The sequence below is a fragment of the Picosynechococcus sp. NKBG042902 genome (genome assembly GCF_963864045.1).
Classification (GTDB): Bacteria; Cyanobacteriota; Cyanobacteriia; order Cyanobacteriales; family MRBY01; genus MRBY01.
On sequence record NZ_CAWLTV010000071.1, the window covers coordinates 1 to 22,832 of the forward strand.

At 50.2% G+C, this 22,832-nt stretch carries 17 protein-coding genes; 8 read left to right on the forward strand and 9 right to left on the reverse strand.

Annotated features, from left to right (window positions below):
- Positions 1 to 166: 166 nt before the first annotated feature.
- The 4 genes from AACR41_RS09540 (at position 167) to psbA (ending at position 4,778) form a co-directional block, all read left to right on the forward strand.
- Positions 167 to 1,219: a fatty acid desaturase gene (locus AACR41_RS09540; protein ID WP_030006707.1), complete on the forward strand. Its 1,053-nt coding sequence runs from the start codon at positions 167 to 169 to the stop codon at positions 1,217 to 1,219.
- 145 nt (positions 1,220 to 1,364) lie between these two features.
- A complete protein-coding gene (locus AACR41_RS09545; RefSeq protein WP_052349646.1) occupies positions 1,365 to 1,631 on the forward strand; it encodes a hypothetical protein in 267 nt (88 codons plus the stop codon).
- A gap of 2 nt (positions 1,632 to 1,633) precedes the next feature.
- Positions 1,634 to 3,517: a lytic transglycosylase domain-containing protein gene (locus AACR41_RS09550; protein ID WP_052349648.1), complete on the forward strand. Its 1,884-nt coding sequence runs from the start codon at positions 1,634 to 1,636 to the stop codon at positions 3,515 to 3,517.
- 178 nt (positions 3,518 to 3,695) lie between these two features.
- On the forward strand, positions 3,696 to 4,778 hold the full coding sequence (gene psbA / locus AACR41_RS09555) for a photosystem II q(b) protein (RefSeq protein WP_012307032.1): 1,083 nt from the start codon (positions 3,696 to 3,698) through the stop codon (positions 4,776 to 4,778).
- Positions 4,779 to 4,962: 184 nt separating this feature from the next.
- Here the strand turns inward: psbA and AACR41_RS09560 are convergent, their stop codons facing one another.
- From AACR41_RS09560 to AACR41_RS09580, 5 genes are all read right to left on the reverse strand, one after another.
- Positions 4,963 to 5,811 (reverse strand): hypothetical protein, encoded by an 849-nt coding sequence (locus tag AACR41_RS09560; RefSeq protein ID WP_030006709.1) that lies wholly within the window; start codon positions 5,809 to 5,811, stop codon positions 4,963 to 4,965.
- Positions 5,812 to 5,872: 61 nt separating this feature from the next.
- On the reverse strand, positions 5,873 to 6,301 hold the full coding sequence (gene dut / locus AACR41_RS09565; protein WP_030006710.1) for a dUTP diphosphatase: 429 nt from the start codon (positions 6,299 to 6,301) through the stop codon (positions 5,873 to 5,875).
- A 6-nt stretch (positions 6,302 to 6,307) separates the two neighbouring features.
- Positions 6,308 to 6,976: an energy-coupling factor ABC transporter ATP-binding protein gene (locus tag AACR41_RS09570; RefSeq protein WP_030006711.1), complete on the reverse strand. Its 669-nt coding sequence runs from the start codon at positions 6,974 to 6,976 to the stop codon at positions 6,308 to 6,310.
- A 104-nt stretch (positions 6,977 to 7,080) separates the two neighbouring features.
- Positions 7,081 to 7,353, reverse strand: a complete 273-nt coding sequence (locus tag AACR41_RS09575; protein ID WP_030006712.1) for a hypothetical protein — start codon at positions 7,351 to 7,353, stop codon at positions 7,081 to 7,083.
- Positions 7,354 to 7,404: 51 nt separating this feature from the next.
- Entirely contained in the window at positions 7,405 to 7,848 is a 444-nt protein-coding gene (locus AACR41_RS09580) for an SRPBCC family protein (protein WP_030006713.1), read from the reverse strand.
- A 191-nt stretch (positions 7,849 to 8,039) separates the two neighbouring features.
- On the opposite strand from AACR41_RS09580, the gene AACR41_RS09585 reads away from it, so the two are divergent.
- The 4 genes from AACR41_RS09585 (at position 8,040) to AACR41_RS09600 (ending at position 16,751) form a co-directional block, all read left to right on the forward strand.
- Positions 8,040 to 9,659 carry a mechanosensitive ion channel gene (locus AACR41_RS09585; protein WP_030006714.1) on the forward strand — a complete coding sequence of 540 codons (1,620 nt, stop codon included), beginning with the start codon at positions 8,040 to 8,042 and terminating at the stop codon, positions 9,657 to 9,659.
- A 267-nt stretch (positions 9,660 to 9,926) separates the two neighbouring features.
- Positions 9,927 to 11,678 (forward strand): bifunctional metallophosphatase/5'-nucleotidase, encoded by a 1,752-nt coding sequence (locus AACR41_RS09590; RefSeq protein WP_339367634.1) that lies wholly within the window; start codon positions 9,927 to 9,929, stop codon positions 11,676 to 11,678.
- A gap of 90 nt (positions 11,679 to 11,768) precedes the next feature.
- Positions 11,769 to 13,169, forward strand: coding sequence for a glycosyltransferase family 4 protein (locus AACR41_RS09595; protein WP_030006716.1), 1,401 nt, complete (start codon positions 11,769 to 11,771; stop codon positions 13,167 to 13,169).
- Positions 13,170 to 13,520: 351 nt separating this feature from the next.
- A complete protein-coding gene (locus tag AACR41_RS09600) occupies positions 13,521 to 16,751 on the forward strand; it encodes a PAS domain-containing protein (RefSeq protein WP_152550986.1) in 3,231 nt (1,076 codons plus the stop codon).
- Between the two features lie 84 nt (positions 16,752 to 16,835).
- On the opposite strand, the gene groL is transcribed toward AACR41_RS09600, so the two are convergent.
- The 4 genes from groL to AACR41_RS09620 form a co-directional block, all read right to left on the reverse strand.
- The gene (groL, locus tag AACR41_RS09605) at positions 16,836 to 18,503 is read right to left on the reverse strand and encodes a chaperonin GroEL (RefSeq protein WP_030006718.1); all 1,668 of its coding nucleotides are present in this window, start codon (positions 18,501 to 18,503) and stop codon (positions 16,836 to 16,838) included.
- Between the two features lie 213 nt (positions 18,504 to 18,716).
- Positions 18,717 to 20,477 carry an Rqc2 family fibronectin-binding protein gene (locus tag AACR41_RS09610; protein ID WP_045441813.1) on the reverse strand — a complete coding sequence of 587 codons (1,761 nt, stop codon included), beginning with the start codon at positions 20,475 to 20,477 and terminating at the stop codon, positions 18,717 to 18,719.
- Between the two features lie 57 nt (positions 20,478 to 20,534).
- Positions 20,535 to 21,116, reverse strand: coding sequence for a hypothetical protein (locus tag AACR41_RS09615; RefSeq protein ID WP_084150005.1), 582 nt, complete (start codon positions 21,114 to 21,116; stop codon positions 20,535 to 20,537).
- A gap of 22 nt (positions 21,117 to 21,138) precedes the next feature.
- Positions 21,139 to 22,740 (reverse strand): YcjF family protein, encoded by a 1,602-nt coding sequence (locus AACR41_RS09620; protein ID WP_030006721.1) that lies wholly within the window; start codon positions 22,738 to 22,740, stop codon positions 21,139 to 21,141.
- Between the last annotated feature and the right edge of the window lie 92 nt (positions 22,741 to 22,832).

The window sequence follows — 22,832 nt, forward strand, 5'->3', positions numbered from 1 at the left end:
CTAGCTCCTATTCTACAGAGAAGTCTTGAAGAAGTTCTGTGGCGATCGCCAGGGCCAAACAATGGGAAAAATTAAACGAAATTCAGGAATTTTGCGGCGATTTCCCCTGCATCCTGACAAAAGGCAGTAGAATTGTAAACATTTGTTAATCTCTTTTTGAAACTGAATGCAAAGTACAGTCCGCTCCCCAGGGAGTCGCGAGTCTCTACGGCAAGATCTGCCCTTCACCCTCAAGGATGTGAAAGCAGCCATCCCAGACTACTGTTTTCAGCCTTCTGTCTTCCGTTCCCTCGCCTATTTTTTTCTTGATATTGGGATCATCGCTGGCCTCTATGCGATCGCCGCTTATTTAGATTCTTGGTTTTTCTATCCCATTTTTTGGTTTGCCCAGGGCACCATGTTTTGGGCTTTGTTTGTGGTCGGCCATGATTGCGGCCACGGATCTTTTTCTAAGTCCAAATGGCTCAATAACTTGATTGGGCATTTGAGCCACACGCCGATTTTGGTGCCTTTCCATGGTTGGCGTATTTCCCATCGCACCCACCACTCCAACACGGGCAACATTGATACCGATGAGAGTTGGTACCCAATCCCAGAGTCAAAATACGACCAGATGGGTTTTGCGGAGAAACTTGTCCGTTTCTATGCGCCCCTGATTGCTTATCCGGTTTATTTGTTTAAGCGATCGCCGGGTCGGGGGCCTGGTTCTCATTTTTCGCCCAAAAGCCCCCTGTTTAAGCCTGCTGAGCGCAACGATATCATCGTCAGTACCGCCGCGATTATTGCCATGGTCGGTTTTCTCGCGTGGTTTACAGTGCAGTTCGGGCTTCTTGCCTTTGTGAAATTCTATTTTGTGCCCTACGTCATCTTCGTGATTTGGCTCGATCTAGTCACTTATCTGCACCATACTGAGGCGGATATTCCCTGGTACCGGGGTGATGATTGGTATTACCTCAAGGGTGCCCTTTCCACCATTGACCGGGATTATGGCATTTTTAACGAAATTCACCACAATATCGGCACCCACGTCGCCCACCACATTTTCCATACGATTCCCCATTACTATCTCAAGGATGCGACCGAAGCGATCAAGCCTCTCCTGGGAGATTATTACCGGGTGAGTCATGCTCCGATTTGGCGCAGTTTCTTTAGATCCCAAAAAGCCTGCCATTACATCGCGGATCAAGGGTCTAACCTGTACTACCAGCCGAAAAAGTAACGCTATTATTCTCAACTGCAATCTTTTTTATTGATCCTAATTTCCCCTGGAAGTTAGGTTTTTTTGCGGCGATCGCCTGGGGAAAGCACCGGATTTTTGAGAGATCGCCTATGATCGAAACCGTTGAATTTACGACAGCACCACCATGAAGCGGGTTCGGGTCAAATACAGTTCGCCAACCTTTTGGATTGGCCTTGGTTTAACGGGGATCTTGGGTCTGGGGGCGATCGCCGCCCGGCAACAGATACCCTTATTGTCCCAGAGCGCTGGCCAGGTGGAATCCTCTGAAACAAGCGATTCTAAGGTGCTGGCCTTGGTAGAACAAACACCAGAGGAACGGCGGGAACGACTTGAGGCGATCGCCAACGGGAAAAAAATAACCTTGACCGCAGTCGCGCCCGTTACCTATTAGGGATGGACTATCTCGTTGAACAGGATGGTGCCGCTGCCCTGGCCGCCTTCGAGAACCTAGAGCAAGATTATCCGGTGTTGATGCCCCATATTTTGATTAAGCGGGGCCGCGCCTACGAATTAACGAACAATCCCGAACAGGCCCAGGTGATTTGGTTTGATGTGGTGCAAAATTACCCAGAGGATGCCGCCGCTGCCGAAGCCCTCTTTCGCCTTAGTGCCTACGACCCGAAATATGCCGACCAGGCGATCGCTGAATATCCCGCCCATCCCCGCACCCAAAGCTTGATTCAGCAACGCCTTGCAGAAAATCCAGAGCAACGGGATCTTCTGGAACTACGCCTCAAACATGACGCCGACGCCCCAGATATTGCCACAGTCCGTCAAGCTTTAATTGATAATTTCGCCGATCAGCTATCCCCAGAAACCTGGCAGGCGATCGCCGATAGTTTTTGGGATCAATGGCAATATGCCGCCGCCGCCACCGCCTACCAAAAAGCCCCCGAAACTCCTCAAAATTTATACCGTCTCGCCCGCAGCTTCCAGGTCAGTGACCAACCGGAGCAAGCCCGACCTGCCTATGAAGCCTTGATCAAGACTTTCCCCGACGCCCCAGAAACAGGCCTTGGTTTACGTCGCCTCGCCAGTTTAGTTAATGACACCACGGCGCTGACCTATTTAGATCAAGCCGTCGAAAAGTTTCCAGAGGAAGCCCCCGAAGCTCTCTTTACCAAAGCCAACCTTTTAGAAAAGCTCGGTAGCAATAGTTCCGCCAACCAAACCCGCGAAAAAGCCCTCAATACCTATAAAGACGGCACCGCCACCACAGAATACCGCTGGCAACAGGCCGAACGCTACGCCGCAGAAGGAAATTACACCCAGGCCATTGAATGGGCCAAGGCGATCGCCTCCTTGACCCCGGATCATTCCCTTGCCCCTGAATCTATTTTTTGGACAGGAAAATGGCAACAACAGCTTGGCCAAACCCAAGCAGCAAAACAAGCCTATCAACAAGTCCTCCGCGACTACCCCGAATCCTATTACGCTTGGCGATCGGCGGTACAACTCGGCTGGGATGTCGGGGATTTCACGTCGGTACGCAGTCTCCAACCGGAATTAACGATCCCAGAAACTCGCCCTGTGCCCCCGGCGGGTTCCGAAACATTTCAGGAGCTTTATCGCCTCGGCCAGGATTTTGACGCCTGGAATACCCTCCAACTCGAACTCGCCAGTAAAACAGAACTCACTGTCCCCGAAGCCTTTACCCAAGGTCTGTTAAAACTGGCCCAAGGTCGCTATCTCCAGGGGATTAATACCATTTGGAATCTCAGCCAACGGGACGAACCCGGCGATCGCCAAGCGTGGTTAGCACTCCGGGAAAACGAAACCTATTGGCACGCCCTTTTCCCGTTCCCCTATGCTGAACCGATCCAGCGGTGGGCCGCCGAAAATGACCTTAATCCCCTGCTGGTCGTTTCTTTAATGCGTCAAGAATCTCGCTTTGAGAAAAATATTGAGTCCCCCGTGGGAGCAAAGGGACTGATGCAAGTGATGCCCAGTACCGCCGAATGGATTGCCCAACAGACAACCGGGAACGCCTATGCCCTCGATGAACCAGAGGACAATATTAAACTCGGTACCTGGTATCTGCGCTACACTCACCAGGAATATGATGATAATTCCATGTTGGCGATCGCCAGTTACAATGCTGGCCCTGGTAACGTTGCCCAGTGGCTCCAACGCTATGGCCTTAACGATCCTGACACCTTCATCGAGCAGATCCCGTTTAATGAAACGAAAAACTACGTCGAAACTGTCTTTGCAAACTATTGGAACTACGAACGCCTTTATAATCCTGAACTTCAAGCCAAGCTAGACTCTTTGTAGCAACTTCCTTGGCTGCTCGTGCGAATTGTATTGTAATGCATAAACCTAAAGCAAATGTAAAGATCCCCCCAAAACCCTTTACAAAACTTCATTTTGTTGCTAGTATGGACACATACATATAAAACAGTTCTGGTTTTTCCAGAGCGCACCTTGATAATTTCATAGCAATCATAACGATATGACTACTACACTACAACAGCGCGGAAGCGCTTCCTTGTGGGAGAAGTTCTGTCAGTGGATCACCAGCACCGAGAACCGCATCTATGTCGGTTGGTTCGGCGTCCTGATGATTCCTACCCTTCTCACTGCTACTACCTGCTTCATCATTGCGTTCATCGCAGCTCCCCCCGTTGACATCGACGGTATTCGTGAGCCCGTCGCAGGTTCTCTTCTTTACGGTAACAACATCGTCTCTGGCGCAGTTGTACCTTCTTCCAACGCAATTGGTCTCCACTTCTACCCCATCTGGGAAGCTGCTTCCTTAGATGAGTGGTTGTACAACGGTGGCCCTTACCAGTTGGTAATTTTCCACTTCCTCATTGGTGTTTTCTGCTACATGGGCCGTGAGTGGGAACTTTCTTACCGCCTTGGTATGCGTCCCTGGATCTGTGTTGCGTTCTCTGCTCCCGTAGCAGCAGCAACTGCAGTATTCCTCATCTACCCCATCGGTCAAGGTTCCTTCTCTGATGGTATGCCTTTGGGTATCTCTGGTACGTTCAACTTCATGATCGTATTCCAGGCAGAGCACAACATCCTGATGCACCCCTTCCATATGCTTGGTGTGGCTGGTGTATTCGGTGGTTCTTTGTTCTCCGCAATGCACGGTTCTCTCGTAACCTCTTCTTTGGTACGTGAGACCACTGAAACCGAATCTCAGAACTACGGTTACAAGTTCGGTCAAGAGGAAGAAACTTACAACATCGTTGCAGCCCACGGCTACTTCGGTCGTTTGATCTTCCAATATGCATCTTTCAACAACAGCCGTTCCTTGCACTTCTTCTTGGGTGCATGGCCTGTAGTCGGTATCTGGTTCACTGCTCTTGGTGTATCTACCATGGCATTCAACCTGAACGGTTTCAACTTCAACCAGTCCATCCTTGACTCTCAAGGTCGTGTAATCAACACCTGGGCGGACATTCTGAACCGTGCGAACCTCGGTTTTGAAGTAATGCACGAGCGTAACGCTCACAACTTCCCCTTAGACTTAGCAGCTGGCGAGCAAGCACCTGTGGCTCTGCAAGCACCTGCAATCAACGGTTAATAACTGTTTGAGTCTTCGGGCTTAGTTGAGAAAAGATGATTGCTTTGACAGTAAAACTGAATAAGTAATGATTGGCGAGAGCCCCTACCAGAGATGGTGGGGGTTTTTGCTTGCTTTTTTTTGGGAAAATTTCGGATTGTTGGTATCGCAATCGCAGTTGAAAAAATATATTTTTGGTCAATCATTAACAACTACTTTGATTTTTTAGCCATTCGTAATCTTGATCTTGGCTTTTTTGATTTTTCTTGGGTGAAATTAATACTTGATAGCCTGATGTTTTTTTACATTTTTGATAATACAGGCGCATCAAGTTGATATGGGGCACCCGGCATTCTGTCCATTTGTTATCGGTGGCGCGGACTTTTTTGGCGGCGTAGGCTTGGCCTTCGAGAATATCTTTCAGGGCTTTGATGAGGGCGGCGAGGTTTTCGGGCTGGTCTACCAATACATTCAGGGAGTCCCGCAGAAGGGTAATTTCTGGTAATAGAGTACCCACAAGGGTTTGTATTTGTTCTGCGTTGAGGCGATCGCCTTGGGTCTTTTGCTGGGAAGCTGACTGCTGTTGGAGATTAAATAAATCAACTCTTTGCTGTTCTAAGTTAACTGCATATTCTTGTAATTGGGCTTTCAGTTGGCTGATTTCTGCTTCTTTGTGGTGCAGGACATCCTGTTGTGATTGTTCTAAAGATTCAAGAATTTCGTCAATGTCGCGGTTGTTTTCGCGGAGTTTTTTTTGGCTAGCGAGGCTTAATTCTTTTTCCCGCTGTAGCTTTTGTTCAAGGCGTTCTTTAATTTGAGTTTGGCTGGCAATGCGTTGTTCGAGGTCGGCGATCGCCTGTTGAAAATCCTGGGCCTGATTCGCCATTTCTAAACTGTAATTTTCCGCCTGGAGCTGGAGCTGGGATTCGTAGGCTTCCTGTTGGGTGGCAAAGTTTTTTTTGAGCTTTAAAATTTCCTGCTTTTGGACGGTGCGCATCGTAAAAAACAGGCCAATTCCCCCTAACCCTAAGCCCCAAAAAAAAGAAAAGTCCATAGCTGCAAATATTGCCTACCGTAGTTACCTTTCTTCCAATTTAGCGTAAGGCACTTTGGATTTAAGTGCCCGTAGAGCCGAACCCGCCCGTACCTCGGCTTGTGTCGCTGACTTTGTCAACCACCGTAATATCTAAATGCATCACGGGAACCATCACCATTTGGGCAATGCGCATCCCGGCTTTGACCTCAAAGACTGTATCGCTATGGTTGATTAAGATCACGCCGATTTCACCGCGATAGTTGGCGTCGATGGTGCCAGGACTGTTGAGAACGGTGACACTTTGTTTGAGGGCCAAACCGCTGCGGGGGCGAATTTGAAGTTCGGTGCCAATGGGAATTTCCGCCGCGAGGCCCGTTTTAATCAAGGCTGTTTTGTGGGGGGCGATCGCCACGGGTTCAATGGCATGGAGGTCAACACCAGAATCCCCATCATGTTGATATTTAGGAATAATCGCGTTGGGGTGGAGCTTGAGGAGGCGGAGGTGCATAGAAAGCTAGACGGTGGTGGTTTGTAAACGATGTTTGAGGGTTTGGGGATCGCCTTGGTCAACGACTCGGCCATTTTCCAAGAGGAAGGCCCCATCACAAAAGTCTAATTCATCGAGGCGATGGGTCACCCAGAGGGCCGTCATCCCCCGACTTTTAACTAAATGTTGCACTTGTTTGACGAGATCGAGTTGGGTATCACCATCCAAGAGGGCCGTGGGTTCATCGAGGAGCAGCACTTCACAATGTCTGGCGATCGCCCCGGCAATGGCGACCCGTTGTTTTTGGCCACCACTGAGGGCATAGATCGGCCGACGAGCCAAATTACCTAAACCCACTGCTCCCAAGGCTTCGGCCACCCGCTGTTGGATGCTGGGGGTTGGTAAGCGTTCAGAAACCAGGCCAAAGGCGACATCTGCGCCCACGGTAGGCATAACCAACTGATGATCTGGGTTTTGAAAGACAAAGCCAACGGGTTGGATCAATTCAACGGTACCCGAATCGGCCGTTAGGAGTCCCGCCAGAATCCGTAACAGAGTCGATTTGCCACTGCCATTGGTGCCCAAGAGCATCCAAAATTCTCCCTGGGGGACGGCTAAATTGCAGTGACTGAGGATTTTTTTGTCCGGTTGCCAACTGAAATTTAGGTTTTCGACGGCAATGGCAGAACTAGACATGGCTTTGGGAGTGGTCACTGGGGGCCATAATCACAACGACACAGTAAACGTAACAAAAAAGAGGGCAGCGATCGCCCCCCGTGGGTTGAGGCCAGAGACCTTTGTTATTCTGCCGCTTGGGTCGCAAAAAAGCCTGGTACCCGTCCGCCAGCAGCTGCACCACTTTTCTTGTTGAGGACAACGGCACTAATTTGATCACTGAGGAGGGCGATTTTTTTATCCTCATCCTTTTCGCAGGTGAGTTCGAGGAGGGTGGCGTGGTCGCCTTTCATCGCCTCAAGGACAGATTGATAGAGTGCTTGGGCAGTATCGGCTTCTTTACGTTGGACAGAAACGGGGATCGGGCTATATTTGAGGGTCAAATCCAGACTATACATGCAGGTTTACGGGTTATTTTTCCTGTTATTTATCTTAAACGGTTTGGGAGATCACGGTTGGGTGGCTTCGGCGATCGCCTTGATCCGTCGCAGTTGGGCCTGCATATCTTTCTTTGTCCAGCGGGCGGCAAAGGTTTTAAAGCCCCAACGCACCAAAGGATTGGGAATTTCAAACTGAAAGCGGTTTACCAACTGGGTTCCTGTGGCATTGGGGATACATTCCCAACGGTCTCGCCCCCGGAAAAAGCCCGTGAATTGCCAGACAATTAACCCCGGTTCCCGTTCCACAACGCGATTATTCAACACCAGGTTAACCAAGGGAATTTTTAACCAAAAGCGACTTTGACTTTCGAGGGCTGTGCTCCAGCGATCGCCGAGGGGTTCACACCGCAGCAGGGGATTTAACCAGCGGTGCATGGTTTCTAGATCCGTAAAACACTGCTCAACACAGGTGGCACTGGCCCGCACTTGAATTGATTGCTCAAAAATTTCCATCAAAATTCTATCTAAAGGTGGATTTTCCCAAAGTTATGAAAAGAAATATAGCGAATTTATCCTTTTTGCGGGTGAAAAATCCGGAGGATCTTTGTAGGGTGGAAGAGGCAACGTCTTGCCGTAAATTAGCGCAAAAACGCCCATTATGGCCGTGATTAGCGATGTAGTTATTTAATTTTAATTCTGAAACAATGTCACCTTTAATCAATACCTTGGGGCCTCCTGTGGGTGACCCCTATGCTGTTTTAGCACTCCAATTACCGGAGTCTCTCCAAACCCTCGTCGGGGAAGATGTCGCCAATATCATTAAGGCGATCGCCATCTTAATCATCGGTTGGATCGTTGCCCTGGTGGTGAAAGCCATCGTCAAAGGGTTGCTGAATAAAACCGATGTCGATAATAAAATTGCCGCTTGGATCACCGGTCACGACGGCAAAAGTGATCTGCCCATTGAAATTTGGGCGGCGAATATCGTCTACTGGTTCGTCATTCTCTTTACGGTGGTGGCTGTTTTAGAAACCCTCCAGCTTGACGGGGTTTACACACCACTAAATGAACTGCTTAGTCAAGTCACAAACTTCTTGCCCCAACTGTTTGCGGCGGGTTTGTGGTTAGGGGTTGCTTGGTTGGTGGCCACCATTGCCAAATTAATTGTGGTCAAAGGCCTAAATACCTTTCGCCTAGATGAGCGCCTTAATCCGGCGGACACCGACGCTGAGACCGAGGCGACAGAAGCAGAAACGGCACCGCAATCCCAGACCACGAATATTAGTGAAACCATCGGCAATGCGCTGTATTGGTTTATTTTCTTCTTTTTCCTTACGCCGATCCTCGAAACCCTGGGCCTAGAAAACACCCTCGCGCCCCTACGGGATGTGGTGGATGAAGTATTGCTAATCCTGCCGGATCTCTTTGCGGCGGCCCTGATTGGGGTTGTGGGTTGGTTCATTGCCCAGGTGGTGCGCCGTTTGGTGACCAACCTCCTGAAGGCAACGGGCGTAGATCAAATTGGTGAAAAATTTGGTCTGTCTAGTAGTGCTGGGCGACAGTCTTTGTCTTGGGTGCTCGGTACCATTGCTTATATTTTGATCTTGATCCCTGTGGCGATTTCTGCCCTAGAGGTGGCCCAGATTGAGGCGATTTCGCTCCCGGCGATCGCCATGTTGGATCAAGTGTTGATGCTCTTGCCCAAGATTCTCGCCGCTGCGATCATTCTCACCTTTGCCTATGTGGTGGGTGAATATGTGTCTGAGTTTGTGAGCAATGTGCTGACGGGTTTTGGCTTTGATAATGTCTTAACTTGGCTCGGCCTAGACGGGATGGTTAGTGCTGCTCCGAGGGAAGGCGAGGGCGAAACCGCGAAACCGGGTAAAACCCCTTCCCAGGTGATGGGGACGATTTCCCTGGTGGTCATTATGTTGGTGGCGGCGCTGACTGCCGTTGATGTGCTGCAAATTGAAGCTCTCACCAGCGTTGTGGGGGTCATTTTGGCGATCGCCGGACAGGTGTTAGTCGCCCTTTTGATCTTTGCGTTGGGTTTGTATTTCTCCAACATTTCCTACAAAGCCCTGGCTGCCTCTGGCTCTAGGCAGTCGAAGATCCTCGGTCAAGCGGCGCGGATTATCATTCTCGTCCTCGTGGGCGCGATGGCGCTGGAACAAATGGGCATTGCGACAAATATCGTGAATTTGGCCTTTGGACTGCTGGTCGGTGGGATTGCTGTGGCGATCGCCATTGCCTTTGGTCTGGGTGGTAAAGATATCGCCGCAGAACAGGTCAGACATTGGCTTGATTCGATGAAAAACGACTAAATGCCCTTAAAAACGTAATTACTCTAGACATGGTTGCGGCCATGTCTTTTTTTCGGTCACTTTGGCAGAACTTTACAGCCCACTAACGGAACCTTAACGCGCCGATTAAACAACTGTGCCACGCTTTCCATAGAACCTAAATGTAGCCAGATCGCCTCTCCCTGTGCCGTCATCCTTTTGGGAAGTCCTGTGAACAGCCAGCCAAACCTTCCAGTCCCAAAGCCTTCTGCCCGATCAGAATCTGCGTTTATCCCCAATCCGCTACGTTTGGTCGCCGCTCCCTATCTGGCGAAAAATCAGGGGCGATCGCGGTTTTTGTTTATTGGCGATGCCATCCAGCCCATTACCGCGATTGACGTTGATCCGAATATTTCCAGTCGCTACCAAATTCCCCGTGCCGCTGACCTGCCCGTGGTGACCCCCTTCCGGCTAAAAATTTTACATTTTAATGACCTGCATGGACGGATCGCCCACCTTGCCCCAGAGGGAAATATTCCCGTTTTTTCGCGGCTTGTCTCCCGTTACCACCAGCAACAACGCAAGTATGCCAACAATCCCCAAGCTGGGGTGTTACTCCTTTCGGCGGGGGATGACATGGTGGGAACCCCCTTTGATGCGCTGGTTTCTGAATGCAACCATGCCTACGATCTGTATCAAACCTTGGGGGTTGATGCCGCCGCTTTGGGGAATCACGATCTCGATTTAGGAACCCATGCCCTCGCCAAAATGATTCAACGGTCGGGGGATTTTCCGGTGTTGTCGGCGAATCTGTTACCGCCAGCCCAGCTAAAAAAGGTCGTTTATCCGGCGGCATTACTGGATGTGAAGGGGGTACGGGTCGGCATTATCGGCTTAACCACCTCGGCGCAAATGAAGGGTTCCGATGCGCGCCATTTAACCTTTGTCGATCCGGTGCAAGTTGTCAAAAATCTTTTACCTGTTTTGCGTCCCTATTGCCACGTGCTGATTATCCTCAGTCATTTGGGCTATGACCTCCATTCGACCAGTGCCACGGTGGAAGATTACGGCGATCGCCAACTGGCGGAACATTTACCCTCTGGTGCAGTGGATTTGATTATCGGCGGACACACCCACCACATTTTGAATGAAACCTGTCTGAATCAAGAAAATATCGTCAACGGCATTCCCATTGTTCAGGCGGGAACTTTAGGGCGTTTTTTAGGGGAAGTGACCATTACCCTGAGAGATGAGCAGCAGCCCGCCACGGTGACCAATGCCAAACTGTCTGTGACCGCCGATCTACCCGTCGATCCAACCTTTGAGCAAACCCAGATTGCCCCGATCATTACCTCCCTACACCAAAAACTAAATCACCCCTTGGGTATGGTCGCCGATCACCCCGATTTAGAAACCGATGTCGTTTTAAATGATTTTGCCAGCCATGAATCCGCCTTTGCCAATTTCATCACAGCGGGCATGGTGGCACAGGCACAAAAAAACGGTTACGAAGTAGATTTTGCCCTGACCGATGCGGCGGTGTTGTGCGCAGGTTTACCCCCAGCGACGTTGGTCTATGGCGATTGGTTTGCGGTGATGCCCCATGCCGATACGTTACGGTTTTTCCAGATTACAGGGGCACAACTTTGGGATCTGTTGCAGGACAATGCACGGCGGGCAAATCGCTACGGTGAAGCCCACCTAGAACGGGGTTTTGTGCAATTTAGCGGGCAAATTCGTTACCAGATTCGGCTCGGTGAAAATCGCGTCGCGGCTCAGGCAATGGATATTGTGGTGCTGGGCATCCCGTTAAAAGATCAACTGGCGCATACTTTTACCTTTGTGACCCATAGTTTTATCCGGCAACCTGCCTGCCACTGGGAAGCTAAATTTACCCAAAAGCATCTGGATATTGCCCTGTTTAATCTTGATGTCTTGCCCAGCAAAGATACGGAATTGCTGCTGCGGGAAGCTTTGATCACCCACATTAAAACCTATGGCGGCGTGACGAAAGCGGGCGGGGTTGTTCGGGATGGACGCTTACGGATTGAGTTTGCCTAAAACGATTCCTAGTCAAATCTTAAACTAGGCTTGATCTGGGTTTACTTTGATTGGAGATGTTTTTTTGCCGTCGCGTTTGGGTTGCCACCGATGAAAATTGTCATGTTCTCGATTAATCCCCTGTTTGGCGATCGCGTGCTGGGGGGCGCACCGAAACAAATTAAAAATATCTCGGTGTATCTGGGGGAAATGGGGCATGAGGTGGTGATTCTTTCGACCCGTTGTGCTGATAGTTGCGTTGAATTTCGTTGGCACGACAATGTGCTGGTCAAACCAATTTTGCGGTTCCATCAGCCGTTTCCGCAGCCCTACGCCATCCCCGCCTACGACATTGCGAACATGATGCAGGATGTGGCAGCCCACCTCGACGGCGCAGATCGCTTTTATATGCACGACGGGGAATTTCTGTTTCCCTATGCCTATCAGCACATTCCGACGGTGGTGGCACTGCGGGATAACGTCTATCCGGAAACGATCCTTGGGGGATTTTTGTTTCAGGGCGATCGCCTGATTGCGGTGTCAGAATATTCACGGCGTTTTTATGCAGAGACGATGGGGCGATTTTTGCCGGAATTAAATGAGCGGCTATTAGTCGTTTCAACGGGCATTGATTGGGATATTTTTAAACCCACTATGCCCCAAGAAATTTTGACGATTGTGCCTGTTGATCCGGTAAAAGATGCGATTGTGATTCATCCCCACCGCCCTGAACCCAGCAAGGGTTTACCTCAAACAATCGCCGTCGCGGATTTACTCGTCCACAAATACGGCATTAAAAATTTAAAAGTGTTGGTTCCCCGCTGGTTAGAGGTGGGCATTTCGCCGGAGGTGGCAGCTTTTTATCGGGAGATGGAAACGGAAATTAAAACCCGCAATTTAACACAAAATTTCATTTTTCATGAATGGATTCCCCAGTCGTTAATGCCGCAATATTACAGTTTGGGTTCTGTCACCTTGGGCTTGGGTAATTTTGTTGAATCCTTTGGTAATTCTCCCTATGAATCCTTGGGTTGTGGCACACCAGCGATTGTGTCCCGTGTCTCGACCCATCGGGAATTATTGCCGGATCATTTAATTGATAAAGTCCATTTTGGGGATGCAGAAACAGCGGCAGCGATCGCCGCGCAAATTATTATAGAAAAACGCAAAACTTCTCCCAAAACCCTCGCCTATCTCCACGAAAATTACGGTGTGCAAGGTCAATTAGAAGGCTATGCCCAAGCGATTTTAAACGCGAAATGCCGTGACCCCCTCGCCTATCGTTATACGCCCATCACGGAGGAAACCAATTACCGTTTACCGTCGTGGTGTTACCTCTGGGAAGGGGGCATTTACCACGATTTTCTCGCCAAACACCAAACCATTCCCGCACTGCAAACTTTGCTCAGTGAATATCCTGAAGGGTTTACCCAAAAAGAGGCGATCGCCAGCGGCATTTCCCCCGCACAGCTTGAAACTTGGTATCGTGACGGTTATTTGATTGTTCAATAGTCCGCAATTTCAGCACTGATAATCTAACTGAAACTTAAAAAATAATTAATGCATTTCAAGATGGAAAAAATTCATAGCAATTTAATGCTATCTAGATCTACTGGTTGACATTTTTAGACTGTAACTGAGTTGAGAGTTATTATCAATTACCACAGAAACTGGGGGCGTCTTTTTTACATTGTGAAGTTATTTTTTTTAATTTCAAATCAAAAAATATTTGTTTCTTTTCCCTTCATAAACGAAGCCATAAGAAACATCGCTTGATATTATAAAAGGTAGCCCCCAAAGAATTAACACACAAAAGTTTGTTTTTGTGGCTCACCATCGCCGCTATTGTTTCGCCTGTGTGCCATGTCAGCAGCACGTCCGCTTCGGTTTTTAACACCTGAAATTATCGCCAGTTTGCTGCATCAACCGGTTATTGTTTCGCCTGATCTATCTCTCATCGCATTGAGCGATCGCCTTTGTGCCGATCCTCAGCTTGTTGGTGTGCTGGTTATGGCTAACGAACAGCTCCTTGGCACCGTTTCTCCTGGGGACATTTTACGGGCGATCGCCCAGGGGGAAAATCCCCAAACGGCCACCGCCGCAGAGATTATGCAACGGCCCGCCCCGACCTATCCCGTGGCCGCCCTCGACCAAATTGAATCATTATGTCAATACTTCGCCGAGCAGCAGCTTGCTTGGCTGACCCTTGTGGATGAGCAAGGGAAACCAGTGGGAATCTTGCCTGGCGATCGCCTCGCCGAATTACGCCAACACCTCGACCCAGAACCAGCCGCAGCACCAGAATACAGTCACCATGAACTGAAATTTTTTGAAGAAATTCTTGAAAATGCCTTTGCTGGCTATTGGGACTGGGATTGTATCAACAATATCGAGTATCTCAGCCCCAGTTTTAAGCGGATGTTTGGCTATGCAGATCACGAACTGCCTAACCGCCCAGAATCCTGGCAAAAACTGATTTTTCCCGAAGATCTCCAGAAAGTTAACCACAACCTGCAACAGCACATTGCTAGCCACGGCGAAATTCCCTTCTGCAACGAAGTCCGTTATCGTCACCGAGATGGCTCCACTGTCTGGGTGCTTTGTTCTGGTAAGGTCATCGAATGGGATGCACAAGGTCAGCCGCTGCGTATCATTGGCTCCCACATTGATCTGACTCCCTACAAACGCTTTGAAGAACGCCTCAAACGCAGTGAAGCCTCCCTCCAGGAAGCCCAACGTCTCGCCCACATTGGTAGCTGGGAAGTCGATCTAGCCACTGGTCATCTCTCCTGGTCACCGGAATTGTTGCGGATGTTTGGCTTAAATATGGCCCAGGGGCCGCCCACCTACGATGAACACTGGGCTTTAATCCACCCCGATGACCAGGAACGCCTCAAACGCTGCGTTGAAACAGCGATGCGCACGGGCGAAAGCTATGTGGTGCAATACCGTGCCCAACTGACCAATGGCCAAATTTTCTACCATGAGGCGAGGGGGAGTAGTCAAAAAGATGCCTCTGGCAAAACCATCCGTTTTTTTGGGACTGCCCTCGATATTACGGAGCGAGTCCTGGCAGAACAGGCTCTCCGGGAAAGTGAACTCCGTTGGCAATTTGCCCTAGAGGGTTCTGGGGATGGGGTCTGGGATTGGAATGCCCAAACAAATCATGTCTTTTTTTCGCGGCAGTGGAAAGCGATGTTGGGCTACGGCGAGGCAGAAATTGGTGACACCCTGATGGAATGGGAAAGTCGTGTCCACCCAGATGATTTGGCAATGACTTATCAAGCCATCCAGGCTCACCTTGATGGCCAGACAGAAACCTATCGCAGTGAACATCGGGTGCGGTGCAAAGATGGTTCCTACAAGTGGATTTTAGACCGGGGCAAGGTGATCGAATGGACACCGTCAGGGGAACCCCTGCGGATTATTGGTACCCACAGTGACATTGGCGATCGCAAACAGGCGGAGCAGGCGTTGATTGATGCCAAAGAAGCAGCAGAAGCGGCCGCCCATGCCAAAAGTATGTTTTTAGCCACCATGAGCCACGAAATTCGGACGCCCATGAATGGCATTATCGGAATGCTCAATTTACTGCTCTATAGCGAAGAGCTCACCACAGAACAGCAAGAACACGCCCGCATCGCCCTTTCTAGCGCCGAATCTTTACTGATCTTGCTGAACGATATTTTGGACTTCTCGAAGATGGAAGCCGGTAAGCTGCAACTAGAAACGGTGGATTTTGATCTCCATCAATTTTTTGAAAATTTTGCCAAGTTGATGACGTTTGCGGCCCAGGAGAAAGGTCTCAATCTCATTTTTGATTTACGGGGTTTGCGGCACGGTTCTATCCAAGGAGATCCTGGGCGTTTACGACAAATCCTGACGAATCTGGTAAGCAATGCCATTAAATTTACCAACCAAGGGGAGGTGATGATTCGCTGTCAAACGGAGCGGGTTGGCGATCGCCTCGATTTTACCTGCTCAGTGACGGATACTGGCATTGGCATCGCCGCTGAAAAACTGAACGATCTTTTCGAGCCTTTTACCCAGTTAGAAGCAGGAACCACCCGGCGTTATGGTGGCACGGGTCTCGGTTTGGCGATTACCCAGCGTCTTTGTCAAGTGATGGGGGGCACCATTGAAGTGGTTAGTACCCCAGGGGAGGGGAGCTGTTTTACCTTCACCCTAGGGTATGGGGCGGGGCGTTCTCAACTGTCGCGGATGACCGCCGATAGCTTGCAGGGGCTAGAGATCCTCATCGTCGAAGAACAACAAACCCAACGGGAAATTTTGCGCGATGAGCTCCAAGCCTGGGGCGCCACTGTCCAAGCCGCAGCCAATGGCCAAGAGGCGATCGCCCTTTGGCAAACCCAGCCCCCCACCACCGCAACGCCCCTCCTGATCTTGGATCATTCCCTGAGGGAGATCGATGCCCTGACCCTCGCCCAAAATCTCCAACAGCTTTACCCCCAAAAAACCTGCCAGTTACTGCTGCTCACCACGTTTCCCTACAGTCCCACCGATCCCCAAAGCTTCCCCCAACTCACGGCAACCCACCACCTCGTCAAGCCGATTTTATCCCGTCCCCTGTGGCAGGCTTGTCGGCGTTTCTGTGAAAATTTCGCCCAGCCAAACGCTAGACCCCCAGATTCTGGCTCCCAACCTAGTGCAAGCAAACAGGGCCAAAAAATCTCGGCCCGCCTCCTCCTCGTGGAAGATAACCCCGTCAATCAAATTATTATTCGGGGCCTCTGCCAACAGTTTGGTTTTTCCGTCGATGTCGCCCCAGGGGGCACAGAAGCCCTACAAATGCTCCAAGCAACCCCTGAAAATCAACCCTATCGTTTAATTTTGATGGATTGCCTCATGCCCAAGATGAATGGCTTTCAGACGAGCCAACATATTCGCCGAGGTGGCGGCGGCGATCGCCACCGGCAGATACCGATCATTGCGCTCACCACCACCCTGGGAGAAGCCAACCAAGAGCAGTATTTGGCAGCAGGCATGAATGACTACCTCAGTAAACCCCTCAATCCCCAAACCCTCCGAGAAACTCTCAATCACTGGTTACAGGAACAGTCCCCGACGGGCTAATTTGATTTTGCGCCCAGAAAACAAAAAAGCACCCCGGAGGGTGCCCAATGCAGATAATGAATCTTTAAAAGGGTTCAGGAAAAATTACATCATTCCCATGCCAGGCATTCCCATGCCGCCCATGCCACCCATACCGGGCATACCACCACCCATGTCAGGGGCTGGCGCTTCGGGTTCGGGCTTCTCAACGACGAGGGCTTCGGTTGTGATCACCATTCCAGCGATGGAGGCTGCATTTTGCAGAACAGAACGGACAACCTTCGCCGGGTCAATGATGCCAGCGGCAATCATATCAACGTATTCGCCAGTGGCCGCATTGTAGCCAACGTTGAAGTCACTGGTACGAACCCGTTCCACAACCACAGAACCTTCGGCACCCGCGTTATCAGCCAATTGGCGGAGGGGCGCTTCTAGGGCGCGGGAAACGATATCGACACCGAGCTTCTCTTCGTCGCTACTGAGGCTTGCCTTCACTTCAGCGACCTTTTCAGCGAGGTGAATTAGGGTCGTGCCACCACCGGGAACAATCCCTTCATCGACAGCGGCTTTGGTGGCATTGAGGGCATCTTCGATGCGGAGTTTGCGGTCTTTGAGTTCAGTTTCGGTAGCTGCACCAACTTTGATCACAGCGACACCACCAGCAAGCTTGGCGATCCGCTCCTGGAGTTTTTCCATGTCATATTCGGAGTCGGTTTCAGCCAGTTGCTTACGGATTTGGCTAACGCGGGCGTCAATGTCAGCTTTGCTACCGCCACCGGAAACAATGGTGGTTTCTTCCTTGCTGATGGTGATTTTTTCGGCGTTACCGAGCATATCAAGGTCAATGGCTTCGAGGCTGAGGCCCACTTCTTCGGAAATGACCCGACCGCCGGTGAGGACAGCGATGTCCTGGAGCATTTGCTTACGGCGATCGCCAAAGCTGGGAGCCTTGATTGCAGCGGCATTGAGGACACCACGGGCTTTGTTCACAACGAGGGTCGCCAGGGCTTCCCCTTCCAGATCTTCAGCGATGATTAACAGGGGACGACCGGAACGGGCTACCTGTTCGAGGGCGGGCACGAGGTCGGCGATCGCCGAAATTTTCTTGTCGGTGAGCAAAATGTAGGGATTTTCAAATTCAACGATTTGCCGTTCCTGATCGGTGACGAAATAGGGGGAGATGTAACCGCGATCCAGTTGCATTCCTTCAACTACATCCAGTTCGGTGGCGAGGGACTTGGACTCTTCAACGGTGATGACACCATCTTTGGTAACTTTGGCCATGGCTTCAGAGATCATCCGGCCTACTTCTTCGTCATTCCCAGCAGACACAGCGGCCACCTGGGCGATCGCCTCTCCTTCAACGGGCTTGGCGATCGCGGCAACTTCCTTCACGAGGAACTTCACTGCCGCATCGATACCCCGGCGCAGAGCCACGGGATTTGCTCCAGCCGTCACATTTTTCAAACCTTCGCGGATCAACGCTTGGGCCATAACGGTGGCAGTGGTCGTGCCATCCCCAGCACTGTCATTGGTTTTCGCTGCCACTTCCCGGATTAACCGCGCCCCCGTATTTTGGAGCGGATCACTGAGTTCAATATCCTTCGCAACGGTGATCCCATCATTCACAATTTGAGGCGCACCATACTGCTTTTCGAGGAGTACATTCCGACCCTTGGGGCCGAGGGTGATTTTTACCGCATCGGCAAGGGCATTAATCCCTGCTTCGAGGGAGCGTCTAGAGTCATCCTTGAAAGAGACAATCTTAGCCATAGGAGTTTGCGTTATAAAGTTTTACGTCACTAGCAAATTTAGCACTCCTAGGGGGCGACTGCTAATGTTTTCTGGTTTCGGCGATGCAAACGGGCCAAAAGCTTTTGAAAAAAGGCTTTTCAAGCAATTTGTCTTTTGTGGCTACATATTTTCTTTAAAAAATCAAGTGAGGGATCTCATACCTTTCCCCCCAATGAACCGAAACCCTACCCCCTACTTTTTCTCGGACTGATCTGTGGATTGGGTTAATTTGGCGATCGCCGCCTTGGCCCGTTGGGGTTGACCCCAGAGAATCGTTTCTTGTTTATAAATGCACATCCCTGGTTTCGCTCCCTTGGGTTTATAGACGTGCTTGGGTTTGGTGTAGACGATGGGTACCTGATCACTCTGGCTGGCCCGACTGTAATAGGCCGCAAAATCCGCCGCCCACTGCAATTCCGCCTCATCGGGAACTGCACCAGGTTCTAGTCGTAATAAAACATGGCTACCGGGGATTTCTTGGCTATGGAACCAAAGATCATAATCATTGGCTACCCGAAACGTTAGATGATCATTTTGTTGGTTATTGCGCCCGATCCAGAGTTCTGATCCTCCTGGGGTGCTGTAAATGTGGGGTTTAGAAACCGCTTGTTTAGCAGTGGGTTCTCGGTTAGTTTTAAGGTAACCCCCGTGGATCAGTTCTGCCTGAATTTCCTGTAAAGCTTCCAAGTCAGTGGCATCTTCGTAATTCGCGATTTGTCCCAAACTGGCTTCAATGTGTTCGAGGTAATGAATTTCTGTTTCTACTTCCTTTAAAAGCGGTTGCACAATGTGATTTGCCCGCTTTAGTTTTTGGTGTTGTTTATAAAAAGCCTGGGCATTTTGGACAGCATTTTTATCCGGTTGGAGGGGAATTTTAACGCGATCGCCTGAGGCAAAATCCGTTAGGGCAATTTCGGTTAAACCCGGTTGCCACTCATGCAAATAGGCCATGAGTAAATCGCCGTATTGACGGTATTGATCCGCTTCGGTGGATTCCGTCAGGCGCGTTCGAAAAAGTTGGGCTTTTTGCTGCAATTTTGCCAACAGGAGACTAACTTTCTGGTTGAGTTGGTGGTGCAGTTGTTGGAATTGTTGTTGATTAAGGCGGCTTTGATAATAGTGATTGAGAGTTGGCTGTAGGGGCAAACAAGATTCATCCGGCTGCCAGGTTACCACTTGGTATTGGTTGCCCTGGAGCGTCAGGCAAAACTGCCGCTGTTCTAAGCAAGTGAGCCACCGTTGCCACTGCTGAAAAAGATTTTTCCAATCGTTAGCGGTGAGGGTATCCGTCGTTTGTTCAGGGGTTAGTTGGGCCGCGCCAATCATCCCTGCTAGGAGAATAGGACTCACGCCCCGGTAATTTTCGAGGATTTGTTTTTTCAGGGATTTGGGTAATAGGGCGATTCTTTCTTGCCAGCGTTCAAAGGACTCTGTGGGACTGGGTGCTGTTTTTGTCAGGGCCGGGGGAAATTCGTAGGGTTGGCCGGTTTGGACGGGGCGGACGGTGGAGCGATCGCCACTAATTTGTTGGGCTGTGGTGACAATTTGCTGATCGGCATTGGCGAGGATTACGTTGCTATGTTTCCCCATAATTTCGACGTACAAATGCCATTGGGGGACTTCTCCAGGGCGGCGACCAAACTGAAAATCCACGACCCGTTCCCAGGGTTGAATCAGTTCAATTCCCAGCAAGGCTGAACCTTTAATCAAGTGGCGCAGTTGGTCGCTAAAGGTAAAGGTATCGGGATCCCTGGGGGGGCGATCGCCTAAATGCATTCTGGCGGCCTGGGGGTGCCAAGATAACCAGAGCCATTCCCGTTTTTCGAGGGTGCGCAGGGCTAAACAGAGGGTTTGTTTGTCGTATTGATAAACTTGTTCGAGGCGCGCCGGAACCCAGTCCCGCTGCAATTCCGTGACCAGGGCCACCAAGGTTGTGTAGTCTACTGCCTGAATTTTCATTGCTGCTCAATTCTCCCCAATGCCGATGCCACGGATGCGCAGTCTTGGATCTTAGGGGCTTTCGCTAAAACTATCCAGGTAAGCGCCGATATATTTTTCCATCCGCTCGATGAAATAGGCCGAAAACAGTTCCCCATAGTCTGCTTCTACGAGGGCGATCGCCTCATTTAAACGGTGATGACCACAGGCGATAAACTGCGCCGTAGAAATGGCATGGAACTGCGATTCTGCCCCAGGCACATTATTTTTAAACGCATCAATGTAGAGTCCTCGCACCCGACGCACATAGTCGGTTTCCCAATCGCTAAATTCAACGGTGCCGATGCTGGGAAACGACAATTCCACATTTTTCATAAAGCCCATCACCATGTTCATACATTGCCGGGTCTGCTCGATGGGGAGCGCTTGTTCTGCCCCGCGCCGATAGGCCCATTGGGTGATGCCGTTGGTCACTTCTAGGGCACGTAGTTTTGCTAGTTTATCTAGAGTTGCCGCAGGGAAACGATCCAGATCTTGCAATTGCTGTTCAATTTCGGCTTGGAAACCAGCAAAATCCGCCGCAAAAAATTCCTTGAGTTCGTAAATTTCCGCTAATTTCTGCCAGTTAATCTGTCGCTGTGGTGCCATAATCATGCCTCAAGCTTCCGTGCAAAATCTACCATTCATCCCGCCGTCGCCGTTGGGGTGCCGTCCATTCCAACTCCGCCAACTCTGGATCTTCTTCCAGTTCAATTTGCCACACTTCCTTAAAGGGATTGACAACTTTTAGAATGGCATCGCCGACAAAATCTTTGACAAACTCATCTTTTTTACTGAGCTTAAACTGTTCCTGCACTACTTCCGTGATCCCACCATCGCCCCAATCCTGGTCATGACGGAAATATTCAATGAAACTTTTGCCCGCGATGCGCGTGAGGTAGGCGGCTGTCACCCCCTGGATTGCTTTGCCCACGAGGTAAGTGGCAATGTTCGTTTGGAGAATTTTTGCAAGAATTTCCACCGCCCCTTTAACAACCCCTAAACTGACCAGGGTTTTCCCGAGGGAGACGGCTAATTCTTTACCGCGATCGCCATCGATTTCGCAGCCATACACCCGACCAATTTCCATCACCATCTGGGCATTCACCGCTGCCGTTGCCAACATATCCACCACAGGTAAGGGCGTCACAGCAATTACTCCAGCGCCAATCCACTGGTAGCGTTCAATCACCTGTTCGGCCTGTTTTTTCCGTTGGTGTTCAATGATTTTGCGGGCTTCTTCCCCCAGGCGTTGGGATTGTAGGAGGAGATTATCTGCTAACAAATCATCCCCTTCGGCCCGCAGCACCACCGCTAAACGTTTTACTAAGGGCATCACGTCCGGCTCTGGGGTAAAAATTTCGCCATCCTCTAGTTCTACGGGTTGGGGATTGGCACAGACTAAAACCACGTCCTGGGGAGTGATCAAGTGTTGTACTTTTTCCTTGAGGCGATCGCCAATCAATTGTTGATCAGCATCTGCGTAAACATCGATTTTGTTAAACACCAACAGCGATCGCTTGCCAATTTCAGCCAGCTCACAGAGGGGATCATATTCCGATTGCCGCAGATCGTTATCCACCACGAAAATCAGCAGATCCGCATTGGTTGCCAACTCCCGCGCCAGGCGATCGCGTTGAATGCCCGCTTCCCCCGCTTCTAAAATCCCCGGCGTATCCGTGATCAAAATCTGCCGATTCACCCCTTTTAGTTTTAGGCGATAGGTCTGGCCGGTCTGGGTAGTGCCCATGGTCGCTTCGACGTTGCCCACCATTTGCCCAATCAGCGCATTCACCAAAGATGTTTTCCCCGCCGATCCCGTACCAAAAACAGCCACCTGGAGCTCTTGTCGCTCAAAATTCGCCTGAATTTCCTGGGAACGGTTCAGGAGGACTTTCTGGGCCACTTTATCTTGGATTTGGTTGACTTGCTGTTGAATGGTGCGTAGATTTGCCGCCGCCACTTCTGTTTTTTCCGTGGGTAGTTGGGGCTGATAATTGACAACTTTTCGGGGCGATCGCGGTTTGCGTTTGCGACCAAAGAGGTTGAAATAGCGCCAAAACGTCCAGAGAATTAAACCAATTAAAGCAATAAGCACCAAAATCAGCAGATTTGCCAGAAATGGCGCCGTAAAGGACACCTGGAGATAGAGACGATAGAGGGAATTCACCAACCACAACATCAGCCCCAGAATAATACTCAGGCCAATGAAAAATAAGGTGAGGCGAATCGGGTGCATTAACGCGCAAACTCTCTGAAAAACCTGATGACCATCATAGCTTGTCCCCCTTCGCTGAGGATGCTGTAACCCTTAGTTCACTTGACTCCCAT

What these genes read in the sequence shown, in the direction of transcription:
- AACR41_RS09595 (WP_030006716.1), top strand. Translation starts at nt 11,769, where the DNA reads ATGAAAATTGTCATGTTCTCGATTAATCCCCTGTTTGGCGATCGCGTG.
- AACR41_RS09600 (WP_152550986.1), top strand. Translation starts at nt 13,521, where the DNA reads ATGTCAGCAGCACGTCCGCTTCGGTTTTTAACACCTGAAATTATCGCC.
- AACR41_RS09585 (WP_030006714.1), top strand. Translation starts at nt 8,040, where the DNA reads ATGTCACCTTTAATCAATACCTTGGGGCCTCCTGTGGGTGACCCCTAT.
- AACR41_RS09620 (WP_030006721.1), bottom strand. Translation starts at nt 22,740, where the DNA reads ATGCACCCGATTCGCCTCACCTTATTTTTCATTGGCCTGAGTATTATT.
- AACR41_RS09545 (WP_052349646.1), top strand. Translation starts at nt 1,365, where the DNA reads ATGAAGCGGGTTCGGGTCAAATACAGTTCGCCAACCTTTTGGATTGGC.
- groL (WP_030006718.1), bottom strand. Translation starts at nt 18,503, where the DNA reads ATGGCTAAGATTGTCTCTTTCAAGGATGACTCTAGACGCTCCCTCGAA.
- AACR41_RS09560 (WP_030006709.1), bottom strand. Translation starts at nt 5,811, where the DNA reads ATGGACTTTTCTTTTTTTTGGGGCTTAGGGTTAGGGGGAATTGGCCTG.
- AACR41_RS09580 (WP_030006713.1), bottom strand. Translation starts at nt 7,848, where the DNA reads ATGGAAATTTTTGAGCAATCAATTCAAGTGCGGGCCAGTGCCACCTGT.
- dut (WP_030006710.1), bottom strand. Translation starts at nt 6,301, where the DNA reads ATGCACCTCCGCCTCCTCAAGCTCCACCCCAACGCGATTATTCCTAAA.
- AACR41_RS09615 (WP_084150005.1), bottom strand. Translation starts at nt 21,116, where the DNA reads ATGATTATGGCACCACAGCGACAGATTAACTGGCAGAAATTAGCGGAA.
- psbA (WP_012307032.1), top strand. Translation starts at nt 3,696, where the DNA reads ATGACTACTACACTACAACAGCGCGGAAGCGCTTCCTTGTGGGAGAAG.
- AACR41_RS09550 (WP_052349648.1), top strand. Translation starts at nt 1,634, where the DNA reads ATGGACTATCTCGTTGAACAGGATGGTGCCGCTGCCCTGGCCGCCTTC.
- AACR41_RS09575 (WP_030006712.1), bottom strand. Translation starts at nt 7,353, where the DNA reads ATGTATAGTCTGGATTTGACCCTCAAATATAGCCCGATCCCCGTTTCT.
- AACR41_RS09570 (WP_030006711.1), bottom strand. Translation starts at nt 6,976, where the DNA reads ATGTCTAGTTCTGCCATTGCCGTCGAAAACCTAAATTTCAGTTGGCAA.
- AACR41_RS09540 (WP_030006707.1), top strand. Translation starts at nt 167, where the DNA reads ATGCAAAGTACAGTCCGCTCCCCAGGGAGTCGCGAGTCTCTACGGCAA.